Below are 9,800 nucleotides of genomic sequence, written 5' to 3'. Positions count from 1 at the left end.
TGCCGTGAACCAAATCACGTTACAAGTTCAACGACGACTGGACGCGAAACGCCAAGCGCCCTTCGAGCAAACGCCAGCGATTATCTTAGTCGATGGGGTGTGGGTAGACATCCAGTATGTGATTGCCGATGAGTACAAGGAAGACTTATCGGGACATCTGCGGCAACGACGGCAAGTGGAAGAACGAGTCGTGCTAGCTGTGATGGCAGTCTGGGCAGATGGACGCACAGAAGTAATCCACTACGAGGTTGCCGAAACTGAAAGTGAAGCCGCTTGGCGGGATCTATTTGCCCATCTGATTGAGCGCGGATTTGACCCCAAAGCACTAGAACTAGTCTGTAGTGATGGCAGTTTAGGACTCCCACCCGCAATTGCGGCTTACTTCCCGAATGCTCAACAACAACGCTGTATCACCCACAAAGTCAGAGGCATTGAGCGGCATCTGAACTATCAGGAACTGCCCCAAGTAGACGCACAACAACAACAACAACAACAACCGCTCAAACTCACCGATGCCAAGCAACAACGGCGCTTTGAAATCACGAGTGATGCTTATGATATTTTCGAGGCAGTGGATGTCAACCAAGCACACGACCGCTTGCAAGACTTTGCTCAAAAGTGGCAATCACGCGAACCCGATGCAGTGCGTACCTTCCTCAACGATAGTGAACTCACCCTGACCTTCTATCAATTCCCTCACGACCTCCATCGCCATATTCGGACTACGAATCACTTGGAGCGCTTGTTCCGTGAGTTTCGTGCCAAGTCAGATGAAATCGGGGCATTCCCGAATGAAATGAGTTGTCTGACCGTTTTGTGTATGGTGGTAGAGCGGGATCATGCTAAACATGACCGCAAATCCTCCGCGAATAATTCGTGACACTAACAATATGTAGATGCAGGCATCTCCGCCACCAAGCTTGGAAAATCCCTAATTCAGCACCAGATCGGCTTGCAAGACATCCGATCGGAAAAAGTGAACTTCCAAAAAGCCGTCGTCAAAACGGAGATCGCCCTGACTGAGCTTTCAGAATTACATCTCAAGCTGGGCTATCAAAATGCGTTTCTCCCAGTTCTAGAGCAGGATTACATCCATCGCCTCGCCGAAGCTCAAAGCAAAGCCGAACTCTCGCAGCGCAAAGCGATGGCTCACCAGCACGAAGTTGAAATGAAATACCCCACGATCGACGTTCAAACCCAGCAGATTGTCGCCTAAGCCAAAGTCCCTAGCGACGTTATCAGCCCTGCTAGGGGCATCTTTCCCAACCCCTTGCACAGATAGGAATTGGAGCTATGGTATCACTCACCTCCTTCAGAAACGCAGGTCAGCACATCAGTCTCGTCGGGTTTCTCGGCAGCGCGATCGCCCTCATCACCTCGACGACGATTTACGACAATTCAAAGATTGCCAGTCTCTCAACGCTATCCGGTACGCTCTCCCTATTTGCGTGCGTCAGGATTGAGCGGAGCCACGATCACGCACGCCTCAAGCAAGAGCTAGAAGCCAAAACCGACACGCTCCTCAGGCTGGAACACGAACTCAGAGACGTAGACTATCAGCGCAGCCAGCTTTCCACTCAACTCAAACCCTATCTCACCCATGACGGCATTCCCGTCGATATCCACGCCCTCAATTCCAACAACGAGTCTCTCCGGCGCGAGTTGAGCAACGTGGAGCAACGCCTGAGCGATGCCTCTCTCCAGCTAGCTGCCGTGCGAGACGAGCGAGAATCCTTGAAGCAGGACTCCGATCTGTTGAGAAAAGAGGTGGCGATTGCTGAAGGAAACAAAGCTTACTGGAAACAGACCTTCGATCGAGTGCTCACCGACCACGAGACAGAAGTCGAGACGCTCACTGCCAAAGTGAACGAGTTGAATTTAGAGAACATCCACTTCAAAGCCCAGTTTGCAACTGTGGATGAAGTGGCGAAACTCCGCGCCAACCATGAGCTATACGAGATTCAAAGCAAGCTGAGAGATCTCAACGATCAATACTTTCAAACCGCAACTCTCTACAACTCAGCGGTCGCCGATCTCAAGAAGCTCAATGCCGATTATGTGGACGAGTTCACCGAGTTAAACGAAGCCGTTTCCAAGGGAATTCCGAATGCGTTCCAGAGCGTATTAGATGCCCGCGACCAGGAGTTGATGCGGCTCTCAGGGCATCTCAGCGTGCTGTTGCAGCCGCAATACTTTGAAGCCATCGGAGAATACGAGCGAGCGAATCGGCTGATCAAAACCCTGTGGGAGAGTGAACAGTGCATCTGCTTAGATGCCTCTGAAATCGTGCCGTACAGCGACCAAACTGGGTTTGACGTGTATTTCAACCTGCGCGATCGCAAAAGCAGAGGGCAAGCTTTTATTGAGGGACTGAACGATCGCGGGAACGAGTTCTCGATCGTCTGTGGCTGCATCAAAGACCTAAAGTTTGAATACGACCGCATCAACCCGCACCGGATCAAAACAGCGATGGTATTTCGCAAAGCTCAAAAGGCGGAATCGAAAGCCACGATCGATAAACTCTGGATTCCGACGGCTCAATTTGAGAAAGTCTACAAGCTACTCAAAAAACCCGTCAGCCGCATTATGGGTTCGACGGGCGAAGGAAAAGGAATTTTTGTCAACCTGCTGCTGGCGATCGAGGCGAACCAGCTCGCCCCAACCTTCACCCGTCTCCACGACCCGATGGACGGCTCCAGCGAAGACTATTGGCAGATTTCCAAGGCTTCTAAAGGCACCTCAGCAACGAAGAAAGCCGTCAAAGCCTTTGTCTCAGAATTCAAGCACCGTTTAGAGAATGGCATTTCTGAACCCAACACGCTAGATGTGTTTGATGAAATTGACATCGTTGCAGACAGCGATTCCTCCATTAACAAAGACTTCCTCTCGTGCTCAAAGGGAATGCGGCACAACGGCATGAGAGCGTATCTGATTGGTCAGTCTCCGAGTGTGGGCAAAAAGTTTTGGGAATGGGCAGACATGGACAATTTTAACTGTGTCTATTTTGGGACGGCGATCATCACGGCGATCGACAAAACACCCGCCCTAAAATCTCAAGCATCTGCGCTGAAGAAGAATTATGACAAGTTGAGAGAATTTTGTGACAAACAAAATGAAGACCTGGATCTAGAGGGTGGCAATCAGTACCGTTTAGGGCTGCTCGTCACGAGTGGAAAAGCAACGTTTTTTGAACTGCCGAGCGCAGATTCAATTCCTTGCAACTGGTCAAAATTGACGGAAGAATCAGCAGCGATCCAATCTCCTTTTGAGGGTCAACGAACATCTGAACCGACTCAGATAGAATGCCCTGAATGCGGGTCAGTCAACGTAAGAAACAAGGGGAAGACTAAAGACGGCAACAGTAACTACATGAAATGTAAGAACTGTGAGCACAATTTCAAGGTCAGTTTGTAGCGCCCATAATGTTGGGCAAGAGATTAGGCACGGTTAGGCACCTGCCCAACACACCTCCAAAATCCTTGATGCGTATAGCCTCTAGGATTGGGCAAAAAGTGGGCAGCGCTCCATGTTGGTTAAATGGGCATCGCCCAATCACGTTAAGAAATGCCTGTTGATTAGTGTTAGGAGAAATCGATCATCATGTACGGAACTCGAAATTCGTCAATCAAGGTTATGCTATTAAGCTTTTTGGCAGGCTGGATATTTGGCACGTTCTTTAACGTCATCCCCAAATCCTCATTCCCTTGGCAGCCATCGCAATCAACTAACTTTAAGAAGGGGTAGACAGTGCGTAACTTTTTGAGAATCCTGCTCACCTATCTAGTTCAGTTTTGTGGTGCCTCAATCGCGGAGTTTGCCATACGTTCTAGGGACGCGCGATCGCCCACCTTAATTCCCACCAAGTAGCATGAATGGCGAAGTGGATATCAATTCCCAGGCGTGAAGAAATTATTAGACAAGCCCAATGGGAAGAAATCGAAGCTTTTGTTAAGGGAAATTTTTGGCTCCCTAGACGCTGCTCTTACCCAAATCGTACCTGCACTTTTACAGAAAAGAATGAACGTTATTCTTCATTCGTCACGACAAGAACTTCTAGAGCGGCTGGGTAATTGAGGATATCAGAGCAACGGTTGAATTTTCAGATGAATTGGGCGGAGCCTGATTCATCTTCGTCTAACCCACGTTCGGCAGCGCACTGTTTTCCGAATCACCAAGCATTTGAGCTTGAGTGAATGCCTGGGCAATTTCAGATAAGGGACAATTCAGCATCTCGCAAAGAACCTGCATCTGCTGAGGAGTAAATCTTGGAACGTTACGTCCTGTCTCCCACGCACTGACAGTTTGAGGACTCACTACCAATGCCTTCGCCAAGTCTTCTTGACGAATACTTTTTTTACGACGTTGAAAGTGCAGCCAATCGCCAAAAGTCATAGGAGTAGAAATAGACGGATTCATGCCGGAACTAGGAAGCTTAGCTTAAGAATATCCCAACACTCAGCTTACACGGTAAAAATTTCAATTGTCCATATTTTTGCAGCTTTGATCCACTAGGAAACTCTACACTTATAGAACTATCTGCTGGAGTGGATCAAAATATTCTTCTAAAAATGAATTCTGCTTGGATGATCTGACTTTTATTTTTTGCTAGATAGCAAACTTAACAGATAAGCGATCACACCCATTCTCAGAGCAAGAGAAAATAAACCTCTATTATGTAGCTATGGTGTAGATAGCGATCGATCTAAAGGTGAAGCGACTCACTTCTGGGTACGATTGTGGAAATCCTGGTTCAATTCAAAACAGTGCTCCGTTCATATGGAATCTACCAATGCTTCGCGAGTAACGCTCTTGCAGGCAGTTCGAGCTATCAAACAGGCTGTTGCGCCTAGACGCACCCGAATCCTAATCGATGAGCTTTTACCACTGCTCAGTGAGCAAGAGTGTGACATGCTAAAAGAGGCGATCGAGCTTGAACGCTTGGAGCGGACTTACTCTAGTGAGCGGCAAGAGCCTACTGCCTTAAGCGAAGTCAGGATTGAAATCAAAAACGTTCCGTACAAATCGGTCAAGAAAGGAACCAAACACAATCCCTATGTCTACGTCCGATGGCGCGATCGCAGCCATGAGGACTTGTATTTGGGAGCCATGCTTGCCCCCACCCAAGGAATTTCGTACAGCTATACAACTCAAGCTGACGGTAGCATCGAGTTTACAGATAAAAATTTGCTCAAGTTGGTTCACAAAACGAAGCAGACCGTGCGTTACATCCGGTTAATTTCAATAGAGCCTCAACTATTTGATGACGTGGGCAGCGAGGTCAAGGGACAAGCGTTGCTCAAGGTTGAAGAACTGCACCCGGAATTTCTCACCCCGATGGGTGGTCTCCGAACGTACTACTTTCCAGTGTGTATGAAAACTCAGTTTTCTAAGAAAGAGTGGCAAGTTGAAGCAGTTGGGACTCAAACCGCTCAGCAAGAGGCTGCCCCCCCTCGTCGATTTAATCTGAGCCGTTGATTGAGCTAATTTCTTCCTAAAATATGGGTTCCCCAAAATTCTATTGAATATAATCCTGTAAGTAGCTGTCCGGCTGTCGCTTGGCAGCATGTGCTGATTTGAGGAATGATTATGAATCAATTAATACCTCTCGACATCGATCGAGAGCTGGCTTTGCATCGGCTGGATAACGTTAGCGAGACTATTGAAGAGCTACTTGCTGGGGGAGTCACTACCGATGACCTTGAGGATTCAGGTGTTCTCGGTGACTGGAAATCTAGTGAAGAGAAACTTCAGGAGCAGCGAAACCGAAAAGTGGCAGGAAAGGAACTGCTACAGTCGCTCGCTGAACCCCTTTTTGGCTCTAATGAGTCGTGTGCTGAGGAGTTCTGATGCTCAAAATCACAGAATTCGATGTCAAAACTGGAATTACTCTCCGAGAATTTGATCTTGAGACTCAAGAGCTTCAACCTAAGCAAAAACAGATTGAACACTCTTTCCTTGAACATTGGTTCAAGGCGAACAAGATTGAGAATGCTCAGTTTTTCTTGGGGAAGTTTTACGATCGCGTCACGGATGCAGACCGCCAACGATTAGAAGCAGACGGCAAAGTCTTAGTGTTCAGCAATGGTCGGACTGGCTATTTCACCGATCCGGAGATAGCACAACTGTTGACACAGGGAGATGCAGAACAGGGAATTCAACCCATTTATGCGGCTGACCGCAACACAGCCCATAACGCTGTGGCTTACGGTAGTCTTATCGTCTCAGATGGGATGAGTTCCACCCTGGTTGATTTCGCCACCACAGGTCACAATGCCCGAATTCTGGTGATTGATGATGAAGCGCGATCGTGTGGACGTGTCGGTCTACACGATCGGCATAGACGCTCTATTTCCATTGAAGATCTCAATAAGCTGTATGACAAAATGGGCGATGGAACCATGCTGGTTGCAACATCCGTCATGAAAGCTCTGCTGACTGAAGCAGAAATTGAACAGGCGATCGTGAACGCCTCAGAAAAAGCAGGTGTAGAAGCAGATGTTGGTGAACTCATCAGCACTTATCAGCGAGAAGGCACACTTAAATCATTCCCGATTCCGGCTGAAGTTAGTGAGGCGATCGACAAGCGCCTGAACTACCTAACTCACACCACGGTGACCCAATTTCGCGCCGCTACCCCCGATTTACCAGGAATGGTAAAGGGGACGATGGCAACCAGTCGGTGGTGTGAGCGGTTGGGCGTAGATGCCATTCTCTCCAAAAATGACATCAAAGGAGATGAAGGCACTCTGTCTGAACCGGGAATCAAGGAAGTTAGCCAGTTTTGGATTAGCCGTAAATCTGATGGCAAATACGGCGACCAGGTTGTCGGTCCACAGGTCAAAGGCTGTATTCCCGAAGCGACACTCACTGAATTCAATCCGCGTCTACTGGGGCAGAGTGAGGCGCTGGCAGAAGTCGCGGTTGATCCGAAGCGGTTAGGGCAGTACTACCTCGACCAGAAAGATAAACAGCGTAAGGCTTTGGCAGAAGAAGGTCACGACCAGGACGATCGCTCCGATTGGCTTTACGACGTTCTAAAAGCCGACTCATTCGGGCAGTTGGATCAATTCAGCAAAGTTAACTATGAACTTGACCGCTATTTGCGCGGTGAACGAGTCGATTTGGCGGTCGGTGGAATCTACGTCCCATCCGCAATGGCACAGCATCACGAGCAACTGATGCCTTGGGAAGTGTGTAATAAGGATTTGCCACATGGCGCGATCGTGGCGTATTACCGCTCTCCATTTCCCAACGTGGGCGCAGCCGCGATCGCGATCGCCATCAACAATACTGAAACTCTTAAACAAAACGACCTTGAAGCGTTTCGCAAGGAAGGCGTTGCCTATCTCAACCCTTGGACAGCGAAGCACATCGCGATTACCGATTTTGACAAGGATGCCAATGGCTATTTTGTTGGCTATCTGCCAGCCGTTGAAGATTTACCCGATCGTATTCGAGCAGAATTGGCGACCGTCGGTGAGCAGCCCTTAGCCAAGCAGTACGAGGCAGGACGATCGCTGTTTGGGCGGTTGATTGCTCAGATGCAGATGGCTGGGCATTTTTATTGCTCTTGTTTGGCTTTAGTTAAATAAAGCACATAGCTAAATTTTATTTATTCTTAAAGTTTTATTAGGGCATTTAGCCTGATCAGGGTTGAAAATTGTAGAGAGTCCTTATCTCCATGTATAAACTGTGGAACCTGTAACGATAGCAGCAGCGATCGCAACTTTGTTTTTCTCTGAGTCACTGAAAGCAGGTGGAAAATCTTTTGGTGAGGGTGCTTCAAAAATTATTGCCCAGATAGTTTCAACTGTTCGCAATAAATTCAGAGCCTTTGGTACAGAAGGGCTACTCACACGAGCAGAAAAGCAGCCTACAGAAATAAATGTTGATTCTGTCAAAGCTGAACTGGTGACACAGATGGCAGAAGATCAAGATTTTGCTGTTGAAATAGCAGATTTACTAGCACGACTAGAATCGACAGGGATGACGATACAACTTATGGGAAGTGAGATCAACATTACAGGCGATCTTGAAGTAGATAGAATGACTCAAAAAACAAGCGGAGATAGCTTTGCTGAACAGCGAATGCTAACTAACGTAAAGGCTCAGAATATCAAGCTAGGTGAGTTAACTCAGGAAAATAAGAGCTATGAGTCCTAATAAAAGCCCTTCAGAAGAGGAACGTCCTAACTCCGAGTTTCGACAAACGGCTATTAGCAACGTTGAAGCACAAAACATCTGGGTTGGTCGAATATTTCAGACCATAATCTACTTTGGAATTTCTGTAAATAGCAGTCAGCGTCGCTTTGCCCAGTTTCTTTCAATTCTTGTCTATATAGCTTGTCTAGTGTGGGGGGGTATTAAACTGATTAATGGCGAGCCGGAACTTTCCACCTATGCAATGTTGGTTTTAGGAAGTGGACTACTATCATTAACTTGCATTTACTATGCTTGGTTTTGGAAACCAGAACTACGAGATCAATCTCCATCTGATCCTAACATTAATTCCTCTAACAAGTTAGTTAAGCAACAACAAACTAGGGAGCAGCAACGAAAATGGACGCGCCGTTCAACGATGATGGGTGCGATTGCCATTCCCCTTCTAACATATGGTGGGTTCTTTATCTGGCAGAGCCTTCCTCCCAAACACAGTATTATTCTCCTAGCTGAATTCGAGCCAGACAAGGGAATACCGCCATATCCTCGCGTTACTAACACCATCGAAGAGCAATTGGGAGCAGCTATCAGACCTTACTCCGATATTAAGCTCAAAAGATTGTTCCACTCCTTTGCGAACCATGGGGAAGCTCTAGCAGTGGGTCAGCAGTACAAAGCCTCCATAGTTATTTGGGGAAGGTATGGTGAGCAAGACAAAGGTATACTACCGGTCAGCTTCAACTTTGAAGTATTGAAAGAGCCAAAATACTTACCTAAATCGGTAAAAGCAGCAGAAAATTCAGGTGCAACTCTACTTCTGGACATTCCTCCTACTAAAAACCTCACTGTATATACAAATCTTTCTAGCAAGACAAGATATCTGACTTTCCTCACGCTAGGAGTAACGCGTTATTCAGCAGAGGATTGGGATGGGTCAATTAATTTTTCCACTGATGCGTTGAAGGATCTAGAGAACCCAGAACTGCAACAATCTAAACTTAAAGTAAATGATCTAGATCGAAGTCTTGTTTATGCTTTTCGAGGAAAAGTACATCAATTCAAGGAAAATGGTGAACAAGCACTTGCAGACTACAATCGAGCAATTGAAATTTCTCCAAATTACTCTATCTTTTACGGTTATCGAGGAAGTGTCTACAATATGCAAGGGAACCACGACCTTGCGATTTCTAATATGACCAAAGCACTTAACATCGAGCCTAAACTGCGTTTATGGGGCGATGATATTTTGGGAGCAGCTTATGTCATGCGAGGTAGTAATTATCTTTTCAAAGGTGATTTTACTCGTGCTCTTGGAGATATTAATCAAGCAATTCAACTTAACGCTACTTCTAGTCCAAATGGCTTAAAGATAATGGTCTTTGCTTATCGCCAAAGAGCGGTAGCATATGAACTTCTGAAAAATTATGCTCATGCAGATGAAGACTACACCAAGTCAATTGAGATTGCCCCAAAATATATGGCTTACACTTCTTACGTAGGGCGTGGACGATTTTATAGTACACAGCAGAATTTTACCCGTGCCATCGAAGACTTTAATAAAGCATAGGACTTACGCATTGACAAAAGTAGCAAGGTCTGAAGTCAAGCCACCGTCGATTGGGAGAGGTTTTCCAAGATGA

General features: G+C 46.8%; 9 protein-coding genes. 8 read left to right on the top strand and 1 reads right to left on the bottom strand.

Going from position 1 to position 9,800, the window contains the following annotated elements:
- The 3 genes from C7B65_RS28195 to C7B65_RS26130 all read left to right on the top strand — a co-directional run.
- Positions 1-880, top strand: an 880-nt coding sequence (locus tag C7B65_RS28195; protein WP_181314511.1) for a transposase, incomplete at its 5' end; no start/stop codon positions are given.
- A 96-nt stretch (positions 881-976) separates the two neighbouring features.
- Positions 977-1,216: a hypothetical protein gene (locus C7B65_RS26135; protein WP_181314510.1), complete on the top strand. Its 240-nt coding sequence runs from the start codon at positions 977-979 to the stop codon at positions 1,214-1,216.
- 77 nt (positions 1,217-1,293) lie between these two features.
- Complete coding sequence (locus tag C7B65_RS26130; RefSeq protein ID WP_073074784.1) at positions 1,294-3,414, top strand: hypothetical protein; 2,121 nt, start codon at positions 1,294-1,296, stop codon at positions 3,412-3,414.
- Positions 3,415-4,134: 720 nt separating this feature from the next.
- Here C7B65_RS26130 and C7B65_RS26120 read toward each other — a convergent pair.
- The gene (locus tag C7B65_RS26120; protein WP_223257485.1) at positions 4,135-4,416 is read right to left on the bottom strand and encodes a helix-turn-helix transcriptional regulator; all 282 of its coding nucleotides are present in this window, start codon (positions 4,414-4,416) and stop codon (positions 4,135-4,137) included.
- A gap of 360 nt (positions 4,417-4,776) precedes the next feature.
- On the opposite strand from C7B65_RS26120, the gene C7B65_RS26115 reads away from it, so the two are divergent.
- The 5 genes from C7B65_RS26115 to C7B65_RS26095 all read left to right on the top strand — a co-directional run bounded on the left by C7B65_RS26115 (position 4,777) and on the right by C7B65_RS26095 (position 9,727).
- A complete protein-coding gene (locus tag C7B65_RS26115; RefSeq protein ID WP_073074786.1) occupies positions 4,777-5,475 on the top strand; it encodes a hypothetical protein in 699 nt (232 codons plus the stop codon).
- 111 nt (positions 5,476-5,586) lie between these two features.
- The gene (locus C7B65_RS26110) at positions 5,587-5,847 is read left to right on the top strand and encodes a hypothetical protein (RefSeq protein ID WP_106254231.1); all 261 of its coding nucleotides are present in this window, start codon (positions 5,587-5,589) and stop codon (positions 5,845-5,847) included.
- Positions 5,847-7,592, top strand: a complete 1,746-nt coding sequence (locus C7B65_RS26105; RefSeq protein ID WP_073074788.1) for a hypothetical protein — start codon at positions 5,847-5,849, stop codon at positions 7,590-7,592. Before C7B65_RS26110 ends, C7B65_RS26105 begins: the two co-directional genes overlap by 1 nt.
- A 100-nt stretch (positions 7,593-7,692) precedes the next feature.
- Positions 7,693-8,163 (top strand): hypothetical protein, encoded by a 471-nt coding sequence (locus C7B65_RS26100; RefSeq protein ID WP_073074789.1) that lies wholly within the window; start codon positions 7,693-7,695, stop codon positions 8,161-8,163.
- A complete protein-coding gene (locus C7B65_RS26095; RefSeq protein ID WP_073074790.1) occupies positions 8,153-9,727 on the top strand; it encodes a tetratricopeptide repeat protein in 1,575 nt (524 codons plus the stop codon). Before C7B65_RS26100 ends, C7B65_RS26095 begins: the two co-directional genes overlap by 11 nt.
- Positions 9,728-9,800 lie beyond the last annotated feature (73 nt).

This window comes from Phormidesmis priestleyi ULC007 (assembly GCF_003003695.1).
GTDB lineage: Bacteria > Cyanobacteriota > Cyanobacteriia > Leptolyngbyales > Leptolyngbyaceae > Phormidesmis_A > Phormidesmis_A priestleyi_A.
Note: the sequence above shows the minus strand (reverse complement) of the source record. Positions and strands in the feature narration are given on the sequence as shown.